The sequence below is a fragment of the Vreelandella sedimenti genome (genome assembly GCF_013416325.1).
Taxonomy (GTDB): domain Bacteria; phylum Pseudomonadota; class Gammaproteobacteria; order Pseudomonadales; family Halomonadaceae; genus Vreelandella; species Vreelandella sedimenti.
The window spans coordinates 181614-203892 of record NZ_JACCGK010000007.1 but is presented as its reverse complement, the minus strand read 5'-3'; the positions used below and the strand labels follow the sequence as shown (position 1 = coordinate 203892).

At 55.9% G+C, this 22279-nt stretch carries 19 protein-coding genes and 1 tRNA gene; 13 read left to right on the top strand and 7 right to left on the bottom strand.

Features of this window, described 5'->3' with window-relative positions; all coding sequences use genetic code 11:
* Positions 1-131: 131 nt before the first annotated feature.
* Both HZU72_RS09880 and ubiU read right to left on the bottom strand, forming a co-directional pair.
* Complete coding sequence (locus HZU72_RS09880; protein ID WP_180091633.1) at positions 132-1079, bottom strand: U32 family peptidase; 948 nt, start codon at positions 1077-1079, stop codon at positions 132-134.
* A 9-nt stretch (positions 1080-1088) separates the two neighbouring features.
* Positions 1089-2084, bottom strand: a complete 996-nt coding sequence (gene ubiU / locus HZU72_RS09875; RefSeq protein ID WP_180091632.1) for a ubiquinone anaerobic biosynthesis protein UbiU — start codon at positions 2082-2084, stop codon at positions 1089-1091.
* Between the two features lie 202 nt (positions 2085-2286).
* On the opposite strand from ubiU, the gene hemN reads away from it, so the two are divergent.
* From hemN to moaA, 11 genes are all read left to right on the top strand, one after another.
* Positions 2287-3672: an oxygen-independent coproporphyrinogen III oxidase gene (gene hemN / locus HZU72_RS09870; RefSeq protein WP_180091631.1), complete on the top strand. Its 1386-nt coding sequence runs from the start codon at positions 2287-2289 to the stop codon at positions 3670-3672.
* Positions 3673-3730: 58 nt separating this feature from the next.
* The gene (locus HZU72_RS09865; protein WP_180091630.1) at positions 3731-3889 is read left to right on the top strand and encodes a hypothetical protein; all 159 of its coding nucleotides are present in this window, start codon (positions 3731-3733) and stop codon (positions 3887-3889) included.
* Between the two features lie 174 nt (positions 3890-4063).
* The gene (locus tag HZU72_RS09860) at positions 4064-7846 is read left to right on the top strand and encodes a nitrate reductase subunit alpha (protein ID WP_180091629.1); all 3783 of its coding nucleotides are present in this window, start codon (positions 4064-4066) and stop codon (positions 7844-7846) included.
* Positions 7843-9405 (top strand): nitrate reductase subunit beta, encoded by a 1563-nt coding sequence (gene narH, locus HZU72_RS09855; protein ID WP_180091628.1) that lies wholly within the window; start codon positions 7843-7845, stop codon positions 9403-9405. The genes HZU72_RS09860 and narH overlap by 4 nt, the downstream gene beginning before the upstream one ends.
* A complete protein-coding gene (gene narJ / locus HZU72_RS09850; protein WP_180091627.1) occupies positions 9398-10207 on the top strand; it encodes a nitrate reductase molybdenum cofactor assembly chaperone in 810 nt (269 codons plus the stop codon). Before narH ends, narJ begins: the two co-directional genes overlap by 8 nt.
* 13 nt (positions 10208-10220) lie before the next feature.
* Positions 10221-10913: a respiratory nitrate reductase subunit gamma gene (gene narI, locus HZU72_RS09845; protein WP_180091626.1), complete on the top strand. Its 693-nt coding sequence runs from the start codon at positions 10221-10223 to the stop codon at positions 10911-10913.
* Positions 10914-10952: 39 nt separating this feature from the next.
* Complete coding sequence (locus HZU72_RS09840; protein ID WP_180091625.1) at positions 10953-11774, top strand: peptidylprolyl isomerase; 822 nt, start codon at positions 10953-10955, stop codon at positions 11772-11774.
* Positions 11775-11796: 22 nt separating this feature from the next.
* Positions 11797-12369: a molybdenum cofactor biosynthesis protein B gene (gene moaB, locus HZU72_RS09835; RefSeq protein WP_180091624.1), complete on the top strand. Its 573-nt coding sequence runs from the start codon at positions 11797-11799 to the stop codon at positions 12367-12369.
* Positions 12366-13628 (top strand): molybdopterin molybdotransferase MoeA, encoded by a 1263-nt coding sequence (locus HZU72_RS09830; RefSeq protein WP_180091623.1) that lies wholly within the window; start codon positions 12366-12368, stop codon positions 13626-13628. The genes moaB and HZU72_RS09830 overlap by 4 nt, the downstream gene beginning before the upstream one ends.
* A gap of 50 nt (positions 13629-13678) precedes the next feature.
* Positions 13679-14086, top strand: coding sequence for a putative zinc-binding protein (locus HZU72_RS09825; RefSeq protein WP_180091622.1), 408 nt, complete (start codon positions 13679-13681; stop codon positions 14084-14086).
* Entirely contained in the window at positions 14083-15072 is a 990-nt protein-coding gene (moaA, locus tag HZU72_RS09820; protein ID WP_180091621.1) for a GTP 3',8-cyclase MoaA, read from the top strand. Before HZU72_RS09825 ends, moaA begins: the two co-directional genes overlap by 4 nt.
* A gap of 247 nt (positions 15073-15319) precedes the next feature.
* On the opposite strand, the gene HZU72_RS09815 is transcribed toward moaA, so the two are convergent.
* From HZU72_RS09815 to HZU72_RS09805, 3 genes are read right to left on the bottom strand one after another with little or no spacing between them, the layout of a single operon-like run.
* Complete coding sequence (locus HZU72_RS09815; RefSeq protein ID WP_180091620.1) at positions 15320-16273, bottom strand: TraI domain-containing protein; 954 nt, start codon at positions 16271-16273, stop codon at positions 15320-15322.
* Positions 16260-17480: a tyrosine-type recombinase/integrase gene (locus tag HZU72_RS09810; RefSeq protein ID WP_180091619.1), complete on the bottom strand. Its 1221-nt coding sequence runs from the start codon at positions 17478-17480 to the stop codon at positions 16260-16262. The genes HZU72_RS09815 and HZU72_RS09810 overlap by 14 nt, the downstream gene beginning before the upstream one ends.
* Positions 17473-17712 (bottom strand): hypothetical protein, encoded by a 240-nt coding sequence (locus tag HZU72_RS09805; protein WP_180091618.1) that lies wholly within the window; start codon positions 17710-17712, stop codon positions 17473-17475. Before HZU72_RS09805 ends, HZU72_RS09810 begins: the two co-directional genes overlap by 8 nt.
* A 104-nt stretch (positions 17713-17816) precedes the next feature.
* Between HZU72_RS09805 and HZU72_RS09800 the strand changes: the two genes are divergently transcribed.
* A complete protein-coding gene (locus HZU72_RS09800; RefSeq protein WP_208458017.1) occupies positions 17817-18089 on the top strand; it encodes a helix-turn-helix domain-containing protein in 273 nt (90 codons plus the stop codon).
* Between the two features lie 193 nt (positions 18090-18282).
* Here the strand turns inward: HZU72_RS09800 and HZU72_RS09795 are convergent.
* A tRNA-Met gene (locus HZU72_RS09795) sits at positions 18283-18359 on the bottom strand.
* 271 nt (positions 18360-18630) lie between these two features.
* On the opposite strand from HZU72_RS09795, the gene phbB reads away from it, so the two are divergent.
* Positions 18631-19377 (top strand): acetoacetyl-CoA reductase, encoded by a 747-nt coding sequence (phbB, locus tag HZU72_RS09790; protein WP_180091617.1) that lies wholly within the window; start codon positions 18631-18633, stop codon positions 19375-19377.
* A 61-nt stretch (positions 19378-19438) separates the two neighbouring features.
* On the opposite strand, the gene HZU72_RS09785 is transcribed toward phbB, so the two are convergent.
* The gene (locus HZU72_RS09785; RefSeq protein WP_180091616.1) at positions 19439-22255 is read right to left on the bottom strand and encodes a DUF349 domain-containing protein; all 2817 of its coding nucleotides are present in this window, start codon (positions 22253-22255) and stop codon (positions 19439-19441) included.
* Between the last annotated feature and the right edge of the window lie 24 nt (positions 22256-22279).

Here is a 22279-nt window from a genome sequence, read left to right as displayed (position 1 = left end):
TATGTACACATCTATGAAAATAAATACTATATGTTGTGTTTTAGGATAAGCGTTCAGGGTTTTCAAAGAATGACCCAGATCAAAAGCGATGAAGAAAAATAGTAAGGCGAGGCGGCGCTTAGGCTATTGCTTTAGTCGATCATCGTGCGGGTATTATCCATGCCCGGTCGGCCGTACCAGTAACCGTCGCAGATGTCGGCCTCCACCAATGCCAACGGGTCGGGAGCAGGCAACCTACCGTGTCGGGCCTGATCGAAGGCGTTGACTACCTCGGCCATGCCTTCCGCTCTTGGGCTGAGACGCGCCACTGATACCCCCATATCCGCCATGGCCGTAAGCTCATGGCGTAGATCCTGACAGGCGCTGGAAAGGGTTTGAATACCGTTCAGGGTGAAAACATCGCGAGACTCTTGTGAACGCAGCACTAGGCCTTCGGGGTATTTTTGACAGACAAACTTGCAGCGATCCTTGGGTGTTTGATGGCGCCGAGCAGTAAAACAGCGTGACGACCAGGCCAAGGGGAGATGCCCGTAGGCGAATACTTCGCATGGGTGGGACACGCCTGCCTGTTGGCTATCGTTAATAAGTCGAGCCAGGTCTTTCTTTGACATTTCCACCGGCGCTTGCCAACTCCGCATGCCTGCACGCGCCATGACGCCCAGTGTCGCCGGGTTGTAGAGGTTGAGCGCAGCACCGGCGATGAAAGGCAGTCCGGCACTGGAGAGGCGCTGCAGGGCACTCTGGTCATTGGCCTCGACAATGAAGTTGCCGTTGTCACACAGCTTGCGTAAGTCACGCAGATCGGCCTCAGACTCGATCAGTGTCTGGCTGGCGAGTACTACCTGCTTGCCCGCCTGGGTGAGCTCGCGCCCAATGCCTAGCCAGTCGTCCAGTTTCATATCGCGGCGCCGCGAGCAGACGGTTTCGCCCAGGGTAATAATCTCTACCGGCCAGTCGGCCGCCTCGCGGTAAAAGTCGGCGTAGCGCTCCCGAGTCCAGTAAAAAAGCACTGGCCCGAGAGAGAGTTGCAGAGGATCAGTGGATGAAGTCGGTTGTAGGGGGAGTATGGTACTCGACATCTTTAGCTCCTATTTCCAGCGCCGTTCGTAGGCGCCCAAGGTGGTGATGGCGCCTTCGGAAAGCTCGGCAAGGCCGGACATCCAGATAGGTTCTGGATGAAAGCGCTCAGGTTCAGCCTCTAGGCGGTTAAGCGCCTGACGCCAAATGCTGGCTACTTTCGAGACATAGGCAGGGCTGCGCTGGCGACCTTCAATTTTGACCGCACTGATGCCCAGGTCGCGCAGTTCCGGCAATAGCTCTAGGGTATTGAGGCTGGTGGGTTCTTCGATGGCGTGGTAAGTCTCACCCGCTACCTCGAAGCGACCCTTGCATAGGGTGGGGTAGCCCGCGCGCTCACCTTCGGCGTAGCGATCGATAAGGACATGGTTAAGGCGCGACTCTAAGCCCTCAGGCGTTTCTTCCCAGCGGACATGGGCAGCTGGCGAGCAGACGCCCCGGGTATTGGGCGATTCGCCGGTCAGGTAGGAGGAGAGATAGCAGCGTCCTTCGGCCATGATGCACAGACTGCCGAAAGCGAACACTTCCAGCTCTACCGGTGTTTGCTTGGCGAGGTCGCGTACCTGAGTGATTGACAACACCCGTGGCAGCACGGCGCGCTTGATGCCGAAATGCTGGTGGTAAAAGCGTAGCGCTTCATGGCTGGTCGCCGAACCCTGCACTGAAAGGTGCCGCGAGATCTCGGGGTGGTGTTGGGTCGCGTAGTCGAGCAGCCCCATATCGGCCAGAATCAGCGCATCCACGCCCAGTTCGGCCGCCTGATCCACGGCCCGAGTCCAGTGTTGCCAGCCATCGGGCTGGGGATAGGTATTAATGGCGCAAAAAACGCGTTTGCCATGTCGGTGGGCGTAATCGATACCCTCGCGGGCGCGTTTGTCGGAAAAGTTTAGCCCGGCGAACTGGCGTGCGTTGGTGATATTCTGGAAACCGAAATAGACGGCGTCGGCACCTTCATCGACGGCGCGCTTTAAGGCGGGCAGGTTACCAGCGGGACATACAAGCTCCATAGCGAGACTCCTTGCGTGGAAAGTCCGAGCATTTTAGTCACCTATTTTTTGTCGGCTTTTGACACAGGTCATAAGGGTGCGGCTTTTAAAAGTGGATAGCGCTGCAAGGTAGGCAAGCTGGATGCAGGCAGTTTTTAAAACGTATATTGTATGAATGTTAACCAATGCTTGCTGTACCCACTTCCAGAGACCCCTCACGATCATGCAAGATGAACTGCTCTTCAATCGCCCCTTGGTAGAGAAATATGACCGCCCAGGCCCGCGGTACACCTCTTATCCCACCGCTCCGCAGTTTCATGCGGCGTTTGCTGAGGATGACTACCGTAGCGCCGCCAAGCGCAGTAACCGGGCCGCAGCACCCAAGCCGCTTTCGGTCTATGTGCATATCCCGTTCTGCAAGAGCCTGTGCTATTACTGCGCCTGCAACAAAATCATTACCCACAACACCGAGCGAGCCGACGAATACCTCCAGTGGTTAAAACAGGAGATACGTGTTCAGGGAGCGCTGTTTGATACCACCCGGCAAATGACGCAGTTGCACCTGGGCGGCGGCACCCCAACCTATTTAAGCAATGCCCAACTGGGTGAACTGATGGCGGCGTTGGACGATGCCTTTCACTTCGCTGCACCTGAAGAGCGTGAATTTTCGCTGGAAGTAGATCCGCGCACTGTGACACCCGAACAGGTGTATGAACTGTACGCGCTGGGCTTCAATCGGTTGAGCTTCGGTGTACAGGATTTCGATCACGACGTGCAACAAGCGGTCAACCGCGTCCAAAGTGAAAAGCAGGTGGTATCCCTTGTTAAAGCCGCCCGCGAGGCAGGGTTTGAATCGGTCAGCGTCGACCTGATCTATGGCCTGCCACTGCAGACTGTGAAGAGTTTCGATACCACGCTGACGAAGATCATTGATCTGCAACCGGACCGTATAGCCGCTTATAGTTACGCTCATCTGCCCGAGCTATTCAAAGCCCAGCGGCTAATTCGCCCTGAAGACATGCCGCCACCCGAGCGCAAGCTGGAGCTGCTGGAGCTAACGATTAACCGCCTGACGGCCGCAGGATATGCCTATATCGGCATGGACCACTTCGCCCTTCCTAATGACGAGCTGAGCCTGGCCCGTGAAAATGGCACTCTGCAGCGCAATTTTCAGGGCTACTCTACCCACGCCGACTGCGACATGATTGGGCTGGGCATTACTTCGATTGGCAAGGTGGGCGATACCTATAGCCAAAACGTCAAGGAAACTGCCCAGTATCAGCATCGTTTGGATGAAGGGCGTTTACCGGTCTTCCGTGGCTATCGCCTTAGCGATGACGACCGTCTGCGCCGCGATGTCATTAATACACTGATGTGTCACGGCCGACTTGAATTTGCCTCTATCGAGGCCCAGCACAATATCGATTTTCGCAGCTACTTCGCGAGTGCTTTGGCGAGCCTCGAAGAGATGGCGGACGACGGGCTAATTGCTTTGCGCGACCATGAAATCGAGGTGCTGCCTTCGGGGCGATTGATGATCCGCAACCTGGCCATGGCGTTCGACGCCTACCTGAAGCCAACGGAAAACCGTTATTCGCGGACGGTGTAATTTCAACAGTGGCAACTGTCTATTCCTTATCGATTTTCGCAGCTACTTCGCGAGTGCTTTGGCGAGCCTCGAAGAGATGGCGGACGACGGGCTAATTGCTTTGCGCGACCATGAAATCGAGGTGCTGCCTTCGGGGCGATTGATGATCCGCAACCTGGCCATGGCGTTCGACGCCTACCTGAAGCCAACGGAAAACCGTTATTCGCGGACGGTGTAATTTCAACAGTGCCAACTGTCTATTCCTTTACGTTGGCCGCTCTATCACCTTGGGGGTAGACAGGGTGTATATGGAGGTAATCACGCAGTAATTCGCTTGTCGATCACGCAGAATCCACTCCATGGAACCCGCACTGACGGGTTAGCAAATTTCCGAGGAGCCTGGAGATCGACCATGAGTCACTTCATAGATCGGCTGAATTTCTTCCGCAAGTCCCGCGAGCCTTTTGCCAACGAACACGGCGAACTACGCAGCGAATCCCGCCAGTGGGAAGATAGTTATCGTGCCCGCTGGCAGCACGACAAAGTGGTACGCAGCACCCACGGGGTGAACTGCACCGGCTCTTGCAGCTGGAAGATCTACGTCAAAAACGGCCTGGTTACCTGGGAGACCCAGCAGACCGACTATCCGCGTACCCGTCCCGACCTGCCTAACCATGAACCCCGTGGCTGCCCGCGCGGTGCCAGCTACTCCTGGTATCTGTACAGCGCTAATCGCCTCAAGTACCCGTTGATTCGTAAGCCGCTGCTGGCGCTATGGCGCGAAGCGCTCAAGGCAAACCCCGATCCGGTCGACGCCTGGGCGTCGATTGTCGAAGACCCCGCCAAAACCAAACAGTATAAGCGTGCTCGCGGCATGGGCGGCTTCGTTCGCGGTAACTGGGACGAGCTCAACGAACTGGTCGCTGCCTCTAACGTTTACACCGCCAAGCAGTACGGCCCTGACCGCATTCTCGGCTTCTCGCCGATTCCTGCCATGTCGATGGTCAGCTACGCCGCGGGTAGCCGCTACCTGTCGCTGATTGGCGGCGTCTGCATGAGCTTCTACGACTGGTACTGCGACTTGCCGCCAGCCTCGCCAATGACCTGGGGCGAGCAGACTGACGTTCCCGAGTCCGCTGACTGGTACAACTCCGGCTACATCATCGCCTGGGGCTCCAACGTGCCCCAGACGCGTACCCCGGATGCCCACTTCTTTACCGAAGTACGTTACAAGGGCACCAAGACGGTTTCGATCACCCCGGATTATGCCGAAGTCTCCAAACTGACCGACGAATGGCTGTCCGCCAAGCAGGGCACCGATGCCGCCCTGGCGATGGCCATGGGCCATGTCATCCTCAAAGAGTTCCACCTCGATAACCCGAGTGCTTACTTCACTGACTATGTGCGGCGCTATACCGACATGCCGTTCCTGGTGGAACTGGAAGTGCGTGAAGATGGCAGCTTCGCACCGGGTCGCCAATTGCGGGCCAGTGATTTTGATGCTGCCCTTGGCCAGGAAAACAACCCCGAGTGGAAAACCGTTGCCTGGGATGAAACCCGCGACCAACTGGTGGTGCCGCGTGGATCGATTGGCTTCCGCTGGGGTGAAACCGGTGATGAAGTGGGCAAGTGGAACCTGGAGTCGCTTGACGCTGCAGGCACTGAAATCAAACCGCTACTGAGCCTGGCTGACCATCACGACAGCGTCGCGCGGGTAGCGTTTCCCTACTTCGGTGGCATCGAACATGAACACTTCGAGCACGTAAAAGGGGCCGGTGTTGGCGCCGCTGATGACCTGCTATTTCATAATTTGCCCGCCAAGCGGCTGAAGAAAGCCGACGGCAGCGAGATGCTGGCCGTCACTGTTTTTGATCTGATGTGTGCCAACTACGGCATCGACCGTGGATTTGTTGGAGACGGCGAAGACGATGGCGCCTCGTCGTTTGACCAGATTCGTCCTTATACCCCGGCATGGCAGGAGAAAATCACCGGCGTAACGGCTGAGCAATGTACCCGTATTGCCCGTGAGTTTGCCGACAACGCCAACAAGACCAACGGCCGTAGCATGATCATCGTCGGTGCCGGCATGAATCACTGGTACCACATGGACATGAACTACCGTGGCCTGATCAACATGCTGGTCATGTGTGGTTGTATCGGCCAGAGCGGTGGTGGTTGGGCTCACTATGTTGGCCAGGAAAAACTGCGCCCGCAAACTGGTTGGACCCCGCTGGCCTTTGGTCTTGATTGGCAGCGTCCGCCGCGTCATATGAACTCCACCTCCTTCTTCTATAGTCACTCCTCCCAGTGGCGCTACGAGAAGCTGGAAATCAAGGAAATCCTCTCGCCGTTGGCCAAGGTTGAGGACTACCCGGGAAGCCTGATTGATTTTAACGTGCGTGCCGAGCGTATGGGCTGGCTACCGTCAGCACCTCAGCTGGACACTAACCCGCTGCGCCTGGCGAAAAAAGCCGAAGCGGCGGGCATGTCTACCGCCGACTATGCCGTTCAGCAGCTCAAGAGCGGTGAACTGCGCTTTGCTGCAGAAGACCCGGATGCGCCTGAGAACTTCCCGCGCAATATGTTCATCTGGCGTTCCAACCTGCTGGGCAGTTCCGGCAAGGGCCATGAGTACATGCTCAAGTACCTGCTGGGTACTCGACACGGTATTCAGGGCAAGGATCTTGGCGACTTCGGCGGCCAGAAGCCCGAAGAAGTGGTGTGGCGTGACGAGGCGCCGGAAGGCAAGCTCGACCTGCTGGTGACTTTGGACTTCCGTATGTCCACCACGTGTCTCTACTCAGACATCGTGCTACCCACGGCGACCTGGTACGAGAAGGACGATCTCAATACCTCCGATATGCACCCATTTATTCACCCGTTGACAGCGGCGACCGACCCGGCCTGGGAATCGCGTAGCGACTGGGATATTTACAAGGGTATTGCTAAGGCGTTTTCCAAGGTGTGTGTAGGCCACCTGGGCGAGGAGACCGATCTGGTCACGCTGCCGATGCAGCACGACTCGCCAGGAGAATTGGCCCAGCCAGCGGTGATGGATTGGAAAAAAGGCGAATGCGAGCCGATCCCTGGGAAGACCATGCCATCGCTGATTGAGGTCAAACGTAACTATCCTGAAACCTATGAGCGCTTCACCTCTGTTGGGCCTCTGCTGGAAAGCATCGGTAACGGCGGCAAGGGCATCGCCTGGAATACCGATGCTGAAGTCGAACTGCTGGGCAAACTCAACCATCGCAAGCTGGATGGCCCGCATAAAGGGCGCCCGTTGATCGACAGCGCGATCGATGCCGCCGAGATGATTCTGACCCTGGCACCGGAAACCAACGGCGCCGTGGCAGTAAAAGCGTGGGATGCACTCTCCAAAATTACCGGGCGCGACCATACCCACCTGGCAAGGCCCAAGCATGACGAAAAAATCCGCTTTCGCGATGTCGTCGCCCAGCCGCGCAAGATTATCTCCAGCCCGACCTGGTCCGGCCTCGAAGATGAGCACGTCTCTTATAACGCCGGTTATACCAACGTTCACGAGCTGATCCCGTGGCGCACCGTGAGTGGCCGTCAGCAGTTCTATCAGGATCACGCCTGGATGCGTGCGTTCGGCGAAAGCCTGCTGGTCTATCGCCCACCCATCGACACCAAGGCGGCCAAAGGCTTCACGCTGCCCGCCGACAACGGCTTCAAGAGCAAGGCGCTGAACTTCCTCACACCGCACCAGAAGTGGGGCATCCACTCCACTTACTCGGACAACCTGTTGATGTTGACGCTCAACCGTGGCGGCCCTGTGGTATGGCTTTCCGAGGCGGACGCAGCGGAAATCGAGATTGAGGATAACGACTGGATCGAGGTTTACAACGCCAACGGTTCGATTGCGGCACGGGCCGTGGTCAGCCAGCGGGTTAAAGCGGGCATGGTGATGATGTACCACGCTCAGGAGCGCAACGTGAATGTCCCCGGCTCTGAGATCACCGGCACGCGGGGTGGTATTCACAACTCGGTCACCCGTGTCTGCCCCAAGCCAACCCATATGATCGGTGGCTACGCGCAGCTTTCTTACAGTTTTAATTATTACGGCACCGTCGGCTCAAACCGCGATGAGTTCGTGTTGGTACGCAAGATGAAACACGTTGACTGGCTGGATGGTGAAGGCAATGACAGCGTTCAGGAGGCCGTGAAATGAAGATTCGTTCCCAGGTAGGCATGGTTCTCAACCTTGATAAGTGTATCGGTTGCCACACCTGTTCGGTGACCTGCAAAAATGTCTGGACCAGTCGCGAAGGAATGGAGTACGCCTGGTTCAACAATGTTGAGACCAAGCCCGGTATCGGCTATCCCAAAGAGTGGGAGAACCAGGCCAAGTGGAAGGGCGGCTGGATGCGCCGTACCGATGGCCGGATAGAACCGCGTATTGGTGGCAAATGGCGGGTGCTGGCGAACATTTTCGCCAACCCCGACCTACCCGAAATGGACGACTACTATGAGCCGTACACCTTCGACTACCAACACCTGCATACCGCCAAGGTCGGTAAACACCAGCCGGTGGCGCGCCCACGCTCGCTGATTTCCGGCAAGCGCATGAAAAAGATCGAGTGGGGCCCGAACTGGGAAGAGATCCTGGGCACCGAGTTCGCCAAGCGGCGTAAAGACGCCAACTTCGACAAGATCCAGGCGGATATTTACGGCCAGTTCGAAAACACCTTCATGATGTACCTGCCGCGCCTGTGCGAGCACTGCTTGAACCCCACCTGTGTGGCGGCCTGCCCCAGCGGGGCGATCTACAAGCGGGAAGAGGATGGCATCGTACTAATCGATCAGGACAAGTGCCGAGGCTGGCGGATGTGTATCTCCGGCTGCCCCTATAAAAAGATCTACTACAACTGGAAAAGCGGTAAGTCCGAGAAGTGCATCTTCTGCTACCCACGTATCGAGGCCGGTCAGCCGACCATCTGCTCCGAGACTTGTGTGGGCCGCATTCGCTACCTCGGTGTGCTGCTGTATGACGCGGATCGCATTGAAGAGGTGGCAAGCTCCCCTGACGAGCGTGACCTCTACCACCGCCAGTGTGAGATTTTCCTAGATCCCAATGATCCGGAAGTGATTGCCCAGGCCAAGCGGGATGGTATCCAGGATAACGTCATCAAAGCCGCCCAGGCCTCACCGGTCTACAAGATGGCTATCGACTGGGGATTGGCGCTGCCGCTGCACCCGGAATACCGCACGCTGCCGATGGTGTGGTACGTGCCGCCGCTGTCGCCGATTCAATCCGCCGCTGAAGCGGGGCATGTGGAATTCGACGGCATCCTGCCCAAGATCGAATCGCTGCGTATTCCAGTGAAGTACCTAGCCAACCTGCTAACCGCCGGCGAGGAGGAGCCCGTCGTGCTGGCACTCAAGCGGTTGATGGCGATGCGCGTTTACATGCGCAGTAAGCATGTGGATGGCGCCCCTAATGCCGAGGTACTCGACGCCGTAGGGCTGAGCGTAGCCCAGGTGGAAGAAATGTACCGCTACCTGGCGATTGCCAACTACGAGGATCGCTTCGTGATCCCCACCAGCCATCGCGAAATGGCTACCGAAGCCTTCCCCGAGCGGGGTGGATGCGGCTTTACCTTTGGTGATGGTTGCCACGGTGAGAGCCAGCCCAACCTGTTTAACGGCCGTAAGCAGACCAGCGTATTGGTAAAACCGGTAGAGGTCTTCGACCCGCAGCCACAACTTGAGGAGTCACGTCATGAGTGAAGCCGCTATTCAATTGTCTGTCTCAGCCGCTCCGGTAGAGGCGTCGTTCGAGCCAGCACAAGGCATGCGTAGCCTGCGTGTACTGGCCCGCTTACTCGATTACCCAACTCAGGAACTGCAAGATGCCTGCGGCGAACTCATCGAAATCCTCAATGCCGAGAGCCGCCTGGGCGCGGGCCTCAAGTTGTCACTAATGGAGTGGTGCCAACGACTTCATGAGAGTGAATTGCTTGAGCTGCAGGCCGAGTACGTTGCCATGTTCGATAAGGGGCGCGCTACGTCGCTGCTGCTATTCGAGCACGTTCACGGCGAGTCTCGCGATCGTGGTCAGGCCATGGTCGATCTTATGGCCGAATACAGCGCGGCCGGTTTCGAGCTGGATGCCAGGGAGCTGCCGGACCATATACCGGTATTTCTCGAATACCTTTCGATGTGCGACGACGCCGAGATCGGCCGTTGGCTGGGCGAAATACGCCATATACTGGCGCTGCTCACCGCGCGGCTGGAGGAGCGGGGGGCGGATCACGCCCTGGTGCCACTGTCACTCTTGGCGTTGATCGGTGCCGAGGGGGATGTCGAAGAGCATCGGCCCCAGGTCAAGAAAGAAGCGCCTGATAACACGCCAGAAGCGCTGGATGCCGTATGGGAAGAAGAAGCGGTGCGCTTCTCGGCGACCTCTGACGAAGATTGCGCGCTGCAGTCCGCCGAAGGCCGTCGTCTTGCCGAGCGCAAGAATACCGTTAAGAGCGAGGCCGTTCGCATTATGAGCGCTACCTCACCCACCTCTTCTGCCAATCGTTAATAGGAGAACCGCTATGTACGACGCGATTGCGCAATATTTCACCCATCTGATCTACGGTTACTACCCCTATCTGGCGGGCACGGTGTTTCTGCTGGGTAGTCTGCTCCGTTTCGATCATGGTCAATACACCTGGAAGACCGGTTCCAGCCAGATGCTGTCATCGAAGAACATGCGCCTGGGCAGCAACCTGTTCCACATCGGTATTATCGTGATTTTCTTCGGTCATCTGGTGGGCATGCTCACACCGCACTGGGTTTATGCACCGTTCCTGCATGCCGGTACTAAACAATTGATAGCCATCGTGGTGGGCGGGATTGCCGGTGCCATGTGTCTGGTGGGCGGTGCCATGCTGCTGCATCGCCGCATCTTTAATCCGCGGGTACGTCAAACCTCCACGTTTATGGATACCTTGATCCTGGGGATGATCGTGTTTCAGGCGGGCCTGGGGATGGTCACTATCATCTTCTCGCTAGGGCATATGGACGGCGAGATGATGCTGACACTCTCCAGCTGGGCGCAGTCGATTGTCTTCTTCAGCGGCGGCGCGGCGGACTATATGCAGGAAGTGTCTTGGATCTACAAGCTCCATATCTTCCTCGGCCTGACCATCATTCTGCTGTTCCCCTTCTCGCGCTTGGTGCATGTATGGAGCGTACCGTTTGGCTATGTTACCCGGCGGTATCAGCTTGTCCGCCGGCGCGCCTAAACACTTACTGTGCTCGACTATGCAAAGAGGAGAAATACCATGCAGATGATTGATATCGAACAGCTACCCGGGGGCATTGCTCCGCCTCCGGTACGTGTCGGCGACGCCAGTATCGATGAAGCAACGATTGCGTTGGAGATGCAGTATCACCCCGCTGAAACGGCGGGAGAGGCCCAGCTTCAGGCGGCCCGTGCCTTAGTGGTTAGAGAGCTGCTGCGCCAGCGAGCTAACGTCCTGGGTCTCTTATCGACACAGGAAGCCAGCGAAGCGCAGGAGGATGCGGCGATTGCTGCCTTGCTCGAACAGGAGCTTGAGGTGCCCGAACCGGGAGAAGCGGATTGCCAACGCTTTTTTGACACCCACCGTGAGCGCTTCAGCGAACCGGCCCAGCTACGTGTAAGGCATATTTTGCTAGCAGCGGCACCCGATGACTCCCAGGGCCGCGACGACGCGTACCAGCTTGGCGAGAAACTGCTTAAAGAACTCAATTCCATACCCGAGCGGTTTGCCGAATTTGCTCAACACCATTCCGCGTGCCCTTCAAAAGAGATGGATGGTGATTTGGGCTGGCTAGTGTCAGGCCAGACCGTCCCTGAGCTGGATCGCGCTTTGCAGCACTTGCCCGAAGGTCTTCACGAGCGTCCCTTGGCGTCTCGCTATGGCTGGCATGTAGTGAGCATTGACGAACGGCGTGAAGGGCGGGCGTTACCTTTCGATCAGGTGGCCGACCGAGTGCGTCACAGCCTGCGGGAGCAGGCTACCCGGCGCGCGCTGCGCCACTATTTACTGGCGCTGGAAAGCGAAATAGGCGTCGAAGGGATTATTCTGGATGACGACGCTGGCGGCAGTTTGATGCAATAGGAAAGCTAATAGGAGAGGCTTGATGTCCCATGTTCCTGTAGATGCTCTTTTCACTCCGCTTGGTATTGCGGTGCTAACGGTGTCCGATACGCGTGGCTTCGATGAAGATGGCAGTGGTGACCTGCTCGTTCAACACCTGAGCGCGAGTGGCCATAGCCTGGTAGAACGACGCATCGTTTCTGATGATATCTACCAGGTGCGCGCCGTGGCCTCGGGATGGATCGCGCGTCCAGACATTCACGCAATCCTGGTTAACGGCGGCACTGGTTTTACGGTTCGCGATACCACCCCTGAGGCACTGACACCCCTGTTCGACAAGGCAATCGAGGGTTACGGCGAGCTGTTTCGGTACTACTCGCTGAAGATCATCGGTACGGCGACGATTCAGTCTCGTGCCCTAGCGGGAGTGGCCAATCGAACGCTGATCTTCGCCATGCCCGGCTCGCCCAAGGCGTGCAGCATGGCATGGGAGCGGATTATTGCCTTGCAGCTTGATGCCCGCACTCGGCCATGTAACTTCGCGGCGATGGTATTGACTGAAGTCCCCGGTTGCGCCAGCCGTCAGGTGACTAATGGATTGGGAGCTACTTTATGAACTGCCAGTGCGGCGAGATAGTAACGCCCGGCTTGCTGGACGTGTTTGATGCACGCCAATGGCTTATCGACGCCGCCATGCCGCTTGATGCAGTAGAAGAAGTTACCCTTGAACAAGCGGCGGGGCGAGTATTGGCTGAAACAGTGGTTGCACCACTTGATATGCCGGGGGTAGATAACAGCGCCATGGATGGCTACGCGCTGCGCCTGGCCGACTACCAAGCTACTCCTGGCGGTGAAGGGCTGCCGGTTCTTCAGCGCGTGCCCGCCGGGGCGGGGGTATTGCTGTTACCCCAAGGAGGCTGCGCGCGTATTTTTACCGGCGCGCCGGTACCCATGGGTGCGGATATTGTAGTACCTCAAGAGCGGGTAACACTTAATCAGCGAGGGCATATACACCTCAAGGGTGGCTTGGTGGTAGGCGCTAATATTCGCCGCCAGGGCGAGGAGACCCGCATTGGAACCTCGCTACTCGCTGCAGGTACGTTTCTTGATGCCGCGTCGATTGCGCTGCTGGCGAGCCATGGGATAAATGCTGTGACCGTCAAACGGCGCCTGCGGGTGGCACTGCTCTCAACCGGCGATGAGCTGATTGCCCCAGGCACGGTGCGATCACCGGGTCAGGTATACGACAGCAATCGCGCCATGCTTAACGTACTGCTAGCGCAAGCTCAGTGCGATGTGCTGGATTTAGGCGTCATCGCTGATTCGCCGCAGTCATTGCATCAAGCCTTTGAGCACGCACAAACCGTGGCGGATGTGGTGATGTGCACCGGGGGCGTTTCGGTAGGCGAGGAGGATCATGTTCGCCCAGTGATTGAGCAGCGCGGTGGGCTGCATTTTCATGGTGTCGCGATGAAGCCAGGAAAGCCCTTTGCGTTCGGTTACCTGGGCGCGGAGCTTTCCTCTTCCACACCGTTAATAGCGCTGCCGGGCAACCCCGTAGCATCCCTGGTGGGCTGGCAACTGCTGGCGCTACCGTTTATACATGCCATGCAAGGTAGAGATGTAGCGGCTCTGCAGCGTTACCCGGTAAAAGCGGGCTTTTCCCAGCGTGGCCCCCAGGGCCGCTGCGAGCTACTACGGGTGGTGCTGGATTGGTCACAGCGGGTCCCCGTAGCGCAGTTAGCAGGCGGGCAGGGCTCGCATATGCTCAGCGCGGCTAGCCAGGCCCATGGCTATTTGATGATTAACCCAGCCACGCAGGTAACTGAAGGGAGTTCTTACCACTACTACCCCCTCAATCAGTTCGCCGCTTGAATCGCTTTGTAGTCGTGGCCACTGATTTCGTTAGTTTTATAGGAGAGGGTATGTCTTCACATCACAAACCCCGCGCACTGATTTATGCCTGCTCCGGCTGCTCTGATGTTGCGCAACTGGCCAATAGTGTTGCCCTGCGTCTTGACCATGCAGGAGAGGCAGAAATGTCGTGTATTGCGGGTGTAGGCGGTGGTGTGCCTAGTCTGGTACGCATTGCCCGCTCCGGGCGGCCTATCGTAGCCATTGATGGGTGTCAGATGCATTGCGCCAGCCACTGTCTTGCCAAAGCAGATGTGATGCCCACTGAGCACGTAAAGCTGTATGAAAACGGCCTGCGCAAGCGGCGGGGCCAATTTTATGATGAGGAAACCATTGCAAAGGTCTCCGCCGAGGTGAAAGGGCTCATAGCTCGGCTACCCGTTAACGCCAGTGCCCAAGCAGAGGAGCCCTCAGAATGAGTGCGCTAGTCGATGGGTTTGGCCGTACGGTGCGTTACCTACGCATATCGGTGACTGATCGTTGTGATTTTCGCTGTGTTTATTGCATGGCTGAGGAGATGACCTTCCTGCCTCGGGCCCAACTGCTTACCCTTGAAGAGATAGCCACGCTGTCGCAGGCCTTCGTCGAGCTGGGGGTGGAAAAAATCCGCCTAACTGGCGGGGAGCCGCTGGTACGCCAGGGCGTACTAACGTTAGTGAAAAAACTAGGTGAATTGGAAGGCCTGCGCGAGCTGGCTATGACCACCAACGGCTCAGGGCTGGTCAAACATGCCGATGCTTTACGCCAAGGTGGGCTTGATCGCCTCAATATCAGTCTCGACTCACTCAAGCCCGAGCGCTTTAAAGCATTAACCCGGACAGGTGACCTTAGCCAGGTGGTCGCAGGTATCCGCGCAGCTCGCCGCGCTGGCTTTCAGTCGATTAAGCTCAACGCCGTATTGCTCAAGGGGCGTAACGACGACGAAATTCTCGACTTGGTAAACTTTGCACGTGATGAAGAAGTGGATATCAGTTTTATCGAGGAAATGCCGCTAGGCGCTATCAGCGAGCATAATCGTAGTGAGACCTTTCTTTCCAGCGATACGGTGCGCAACTTAATAGAAGAGCAGCATCCGCTCTTGCCCACCACCGAGACCACCCTGGGGCCGTCACGCTATTACCGTATGGCCGACAGCGATTCACGTATTGGATTTATCTCTCCTCATAGCGATAACTTCTGTGGAGCCTGTAACCGTGTCCGGGTGACCGCCGAGGGGCGTTTGTTACTCTGCTTGGGTAACGAGCATTCGGTAGATTTGCGCGCCGTAATGCGGCGTAATCCCGGTGATTCCCAGCGACTTAAGTCGAGCATTGTGTCGGCAATGAAGAAAAAACCTGAGCGTCATCACTTCACTACGGATGGTGAGGTTCAGACCGTGAGGTTTATGAATGCAACAGGTGGCTAGAGTGACCAGGCAGTTTAATTTTTATAGGAATGAGTCGCCCCGAGTTTCATAGACACCATTAGGTTTTGTACTTGGGTTTTGAGGAGGCCCCCCCGGTTGCCTGACTGGATAATTTGAGCTCTGAGTAAGGATTTTTCATCTAGTAAGGTGGTGTTACATAAAATTTCGCTAAACCATTCAGATAGAGTGTACAAAAAAGCCGCCGAGCGAAATTTCGGGCGGCATTAGATCGGTTTAATATGTGGTTTTATTGAGGCTGTAAGGCCGATACTTCTGGTCGCCAGAATAGGTTTTGGCCAAGCCGACTAAAGCCCCAGTGGCTTTTGGTACGAAACGCTCGTATTTGGTTATCGGCCATTGCACTTTGCCCGTCGGCATCACGAATATAACGAGCGAGTGTTATGGCGGCTTTCTGGCCGTAGCGCGCACCTGGTGACGCGCATGTCCAAATATGCCGTAGCATGATAGCTAGGTCGGACGCGTGCTTATCCAAATACGCTAGCCCATAGGCGCAGGCTTCTAAGGTAAAGGCATCGTGGCTGCAAAGCTTCCAGGCGGCATTCGGTTTGCCTTTAGAGTCGTAGGTGTAGGTCTTCCCAATATCATGCAATAACCCCGCGACAAAGCATGTTTCCTGCATTAGGCGCGACATAGCGGGCTCGTTAAGACGTAGCATTGCCACGGCATTGTTAGCGACGTTCAACGAATGCTCTAGCAAGCCGCCCGGGTAGGCATGGTGATAATTGACGCTGGCCGGCGCATTCAAAAAAGCTTCAAGACGATCCTTGCGTTCCAGTACCCGCGTCAAAAACGCTCGAAGGCATTCTGATTGAAGCGACTGAACGGTCGCAACTAACTTATCGAATACCTCTGGCACCGGGGAGTACACCCGTGGCAACGATTGCAGGGTATCCATAGAGGTCACTTCATCCCGGGACGCCCTGCGGAACTCATCAAGAATGAATTGGCCTGACAAACACTTCACTCCGGAAGCGGTAACAAAGTCCAGGTGGCCAATGCGCTCAGGTACCGTTGTTTTGCTCAAGTTGAGCATCGCAATTTGATCCCCCAGGCAATCGCTTAGCCGCAGCTTTAAGAAGGGCGTTTTCGCGTTATCAAACTCCACCACACGCCCAGTAAGGCGGTAAGTGCCCGTGAAGGTGCGAGACAGGTGAGTAGGGACGTTATCAAGCCGTTTCATGACGATGCTCCTTCTGGGGCTTGGTAGAAGTGGTATTGCCGAGCAAACGCTCAAAGGCTGAGCCATCCATACGTGTGGCATTGGGGACGTAGCGGGAATACACCTTGAACAGCATCTCGGTTGAACTGTGGCCCAGCATTCGCGCCACCCATTCTGGATTTTCGCCAGAAGCCAAAAAAAGTGTCGCGGCAGTATGGCGTGTTTGATAAGGGCGGCGTTTGGTTAGCCCAAGAGACTGGAGCAAGGGATACCACACGCGTTTCGTCACATTGTTGTGATCAAGTGGCTGCCCCAACTGATTGCAGAACACGTATTGGCTCATATGCCCAGTGGCGGCATACTGCGTTTTTAGCGCGTCATACACTTGACCAAACATGGGGATTTCACGCTGCGAGCCATCGGTCTTGGTGTACTCCGTTTTGCCATTGATCAATGTTTCGCGTACCAAGATTTCTCGCTTAGCAAAATCAATGTTCTTCCACTTCAATCCATCAACTTCACCAGTGCGCATGCCGGTAAAGAACCGCACTGTGTAATAGTTGCAATAGTCTGAGCGGACGTTATCGATGATGCGTTGTACTTCGTGTAGCGAAAACGGCTCAATATGCGTCTTCTGCAGCTTTAACGGCTTGATGTTCTTGTACGGGGACTCAAAATCGAAACGCTCGGCAGCCTCATCGAGCACCATACGCAATATGGACATATGGCTGTTGATCGTTTTGGACGAAACCAGCCCTGTGGTACCACGGCCCTTGCGTTTGGCTAGTTTGGTGCGGAACGCCATGATGTCGGCCTTAGTTATATCTCCGATGGGCTTTTTCCCAAACGCTGGCTTCAACGAGCTATCCAAGATCGAACTCACATTGCGTACGTGAGAGGCACGCCATTGGATTTTGCTTTCGTCGAACCACTGATCAGAAAAATCGTTGAAGAGCGGTGTGTCTAAATCGCTGACAACTTGAGGCTCAGCTGTATTGGTAGGCTGATGGGTCTTCAGTTTCTGCAAGTTGATGCTATTAGGAAAGAACTCTGCATAATTGAATTCGCCGAGCAGCATTTTTGCTTCCATGCGCTGTAATAGCTGTTCCAACTGCTTACGATTTTTTGCGTTGTCGTCTAGAAGCGTTTGTTCACGAAAACGTTGCCCGTCATACCTGAAGTCGATAAAAAGCTTCTTGCTCTCTCGGCGGGCACGAACCTTACCCATGGCATACTCCTCCGTTAGCCATTGGAATGGCGATTGCTTGCTGACGAGGAGTCGCTTTCAGCATTTCTTCCTGAATAGTTTCCCAGATATAAAGGATTTTCCGACGCCCAAAGGGGCGGATGTAATGAGTGCCTTCAATGAGCACACTATCTTTGAGTTGCTGGCGGATAGTACGCGCATCGTACTTGATAAGTGATGCTAGCTCTTCTGTTGTCAAAAAAGTGCAGGCCATGAGACTATCTCCTAGATCAAGTAATCATTTGATAATATTTTTAATCGTTCGATCATAAATATAAACGATCAAATGATTATTTCAACACCTTTTTGATAATTTTAATGATCACACTGGACAAAGAGATGATTCGGTATCACTTAAAAGAGCTGATTGCGGAGAAAGAATTTGAAGAACGGCGCAGGATTACGATAGGCGAGATAGCAAAAGAAACGGGTATTAATCGGATGACGTTGTCTAAGATCATCAACCATCCAGGGCATAGTACGGTGACGGATAACCTAGATAAGCTCTGCGACTACTTTGATTGTGAGATCGAGCAGTTGGTGACTCATATCAAGGAGACTAAAGATAGATCTGCGCCAGTGTCCGACTAAGAACGTAGTATGGAAATTAATGGTGGGGTAGGAATTTGCCGTCAGGTGCCTGAAGGTCATGCAAATTTTTGATCTTCAGGGGCAATGAAAATGTTGGGCACGGTATGGGCACAATATGGGCACAGAGGAATTTGAATAGACGGGCAACAAAAAAAGGCAGATCAGTAAGCAACTGATCTGCCTCTCAAAATATTGGTAGCGGGGACCGGATTTGAACCGATGACCTTCGGGTTATGAGCCCGACGAGCTACCAGACTGCTCCACCCCGCATCAACGTGTGGCGTATTCTACAGAAGTTTTAGGCGAAGTCAATAGTGTGATTAACACGTTTGGCTTATAGCCGTTGATTATGACCTGCGGCAACATGGGGTAAGTGCAGCTATGCTTTATATAGCCATAACAAAAAGCTTACGTTGGTGCATTGTTCAAGAAAATTATGCACTAGGGTAATACAAGCGCAGTCGCGCTTATTCACAAAGGCTTGCGGCGCAATGTGCGCGCTTTGAGATCCAAGCCATTTGTCATTTCAGGGAGGTAGTCAATGGCCAATCAAGCCCCCGTCGCCTGGGTAACTGGTGGAACTGGTGGTATCGGTACGGCAATTTGTCGTTCGTTGGCAGATGCGGGATATCTGGTCGTGGCGGGTTATCGCAATCCCGACAAGGCCAAGACCTGGCTAGAAACGCAGCACGCCGACGGCTATCGCAATATCGAATTGTCGGGTGTCGACCTTTCTGACCACAGTGCCTGCCTGGAAGGAGCCCGCCAAATCCACGACAAGTATGGCCCGATTAGTGTGTTGGTGAACTGTGCGGGGATCACCCGTGATGGCACCATGAAAAAAATGTCTTACGAGCAGTGGTACGAAGTGCTCGATACCAATCTCAACAGCGTTTTTAACACCTGCCGAAGTGTCATTGAGATGATGCTTGAGAATGGCTATGGTCGAATTATTAATATTTCATCCATCAACGGTCGTAAAGGTCAGTTTGGCCAGGTCAACTACGCGGCGGCGAAAGCCGGTATGCATGGCTTGACCATGTCGCTGGCACAGGAAACAGCGACCAAAGGGATTACCGTCAATACCGTATCGCCTGGCTATATCGCCACCGATATGATCATGAATATTCCAGAAAAAGTGCGCGAAGCAATCCGGGAAACAATCCCGGTGAAGCGCTATGGCACGCCAGAGGAGATTGGTCGACTGGTTACCTTCTTAGCCGATAAGGAGTCAGGATTTATCACCGGTGCGAACATCGATATCAACGGTGGTCAGTTTATGGGCTAGTGATTAGCCCAAGAGGAGAGCGCAAACGGGAGGCTATAAGCCTCCCGTTTTCTTGCTAATGCTAAGGCAGCGGGACTCGCGCTAGTCGGCTAAGCAGGTTATCCAGCTCTTCTACTTCAGTGTTCCATAGCGTGGCTGGCATTGGCCCTAGCGCCAATAGCGCGACCAAGATGTCGATCACTTCTTGATCACGGCTGCGATCTTGATTGAAGCCTTCATTCAAACGCTCTACCTGAATCGCCAAGCGCAGCGGTTCATCGCTCTGCCGCACGCTACCCAAAGCCAGCATCGAGAGGTGCACTCTTAGCCTAGCGAGGGAGTCGGCGATGCGAGCGTGATCAGCGTCTGATAGCGGTACCGCTACGCTATGGCGCTGTTGATTGCGTGCGTTATGAGCCTCATTAAAGGCGGTAGGCGGTGAGGTGCCGAGAACCGCTTGCGCGTCCACATCGCTTGGTGTTCCCTCGCCGAGGTAGCGATGGTCGGCAGCCAGGTGAGCGTTCACTAATGGCATGATCGCATGCCACTGTTGAACCGTATCGGCAACCGCCAGACGGTTTAAGCGTTCTCGGCGCGCACGCACGATGCCACTCATCCGCCGCTGCATGCCTTCACTGCGACGATTGTGTGGCAACGGCTCAAGCTGATTGGCTTGTTCGATAAAGCGCTCCAGCGTGGCCGACTCACTCGCCTCAATCGGCTGCCAGCTATCCATTTCGTCGATGAGGGCTTGCATCTCATCAAGCTGCTTTTGCTGGCGCGCTGCCTGCTCATGTTTATGTGCATCGCGCTGGGCAAAGAGTTGATCACACTCGTGGCGAAAGGTTTTCCACAACGTTTGCTCTTCACCTTTGGGTGCCCGGCCTAGGGCCCGCCACTGTTGCTGCAGCTGTTTGGTCAAGTGAATGCGCTGTGCAAGAGGTTGGCTTTCATCGCTGCGCAGCGAGCTCACCTGGCTGATCAGATCCCGTTTTTGCGCGGCGATAGCTTCAGCGCGCTGATCGATCAACGCCTGTAGCTGATGGCGAATGATACCAAAGCGCCGCCCAACGGCCTCGGAGCGTTCACGGGGAACGGGGCTGTAGTGCCGCCACTGGTGGCGAGCTTTGTCGCGGATTTGCCTTAGCACATCAGGGTCGGCGTCTTCGGCGGGCTGAGCCAGCAGGTTTTCCAGCTGATCGCACAGCGCTTCGCGGGCTTGAAGGTTTGCCTCACGCTCTTCGCTGAGCTGGTCTCGCCAGGGGGCGAGACGCTCGTGAATGCGATCCGAGGCGCTGCGAAAACGAGCAGACTGTTCGCGGTTAGCCGCCGCATCTCCCAGTGATTTCCACTCTTTAACCAGTTGGCGATGGTGGCGATCAAGTGCTTCTTCCGCCATATGGCGGTCATTCGCGAGGGTTTCGATGCTGTCACATAGCTGCTCGCGCTTTGGTCCGGCGACAAACCCCCGCCAGTCGCGTAATTCCGCGAGCCGGGCGGCTAAGTGCTTTAAGCGTGTTTTGAGCGGTTGAGCGGCTGGGCTTTCCAGCGCTTCAAGGCGCGGCTTTAGCCGCTGATGCAGACGGCTGGCACTTTTAAAGGCGCCGCGCTCTAACAAGTGCTCAAAAGTGTCGAGTTCTGCGCCATGTGCTTTTAAAGTGGCGTTGTCTTCTGTCGGCTGCGAGGGTGCGGTGTTCTCAGCGTTGAGAGCCGCTTGGGCACGGCCGAGCAGCGCGGGCGGCGTTAAGGCATCCGGCCATTGGCATTCGCTCATCAGCGTGGCGAGAGTAGCGTGGTCGCCGTTGGCCAGTGCGGTTTCGATGGGGGCGCTTACCGCGCACCAGCGCTGCCATGCCTCTAAGCACTGGTCGTAGTGATGAATCGACAACGTGTAGCGCTGGCGCATGGTCTCACTGGGCGGATGGAGATCAGAAAGCCCCTGCCAGCGTTGGCCTAGCAGTTGGCGCTGGGCGCGCAGGCTGTCGATATCCTGCACGGTCATGGCTGAGGCGTGGCGCAAGCCATCAAGGGTTTCTTCGATGCCTTCAAGCAGCTGTTCGCGGGTGTTTTCGGCTTCTTCACGGCGCTCGTCGCTCTGCTGGCGCGCCTGCTCCTGGGTTTCGTGGTCGTGAAGCGTCTTGCGGCAATTGAGCACCGCTTGATGAAAGCGCTGCTCTTGCTCCACGCTTGGCGGTTGATTCAGCTGTTCCCACTGGCGTTCAAGATGGCGAAAGCGGCCGCCATAAAGTGGTTCCCAGGGCGCACGGGCGTGCTGTTCCAGCTGTTTCAGAAGTGTTTCGCGCTGCTGCGCTTCCGCTTCCAGCCACTGGGCGTCGCTACGTAAGCGGTTGAGGCGTTCCCGTGCCAGACGCACCACCTGGCGGTCGCGGCGGGCCTCTTTTAACAACCGTTTTAGTCCCTCTTCGCCCTCAATGCGTTCGGCAGCCTGATGGCGAACGGCGGCCACGCCGTTGTGGCAAGCTTGCTGAATCAGATCATTCTCATCGCCCAGCTTGCTCAGTGCGGTCAGGCGTAGATTAAGGTTGTCACCCTGCAGGGCAACCGCGCTCAGTACCCGCGGCTCTTCGATCTGCTCCACCAAGGATTGGCGTTGGTGCAAGTCGGTATGGCCTTCACGCCCGCTGAGACGTTGGCAAACGGCATTGAACCAGGCCTCATCCTGCTGGTGGTGCGAGTAAGCGTCGACCAGGCCTCCGCAGTCATCCAGGGCCAGCAGCGCGGCTAGGCGAATCTGGCTGTCACTATCTTGAGTGAGCGACTGCAGCGCTTGGCGCTGCTCTGCTTGCTCAGGGTTCAATCGCTGGAGGGCCTGACGGCGCACCTCGGGGTCAGGGTGCTGCCACCGAGGTGCGAACAGGCGTCTTAACAGTCCGTGCATGAATCATCCTGCTAGTATGAAATG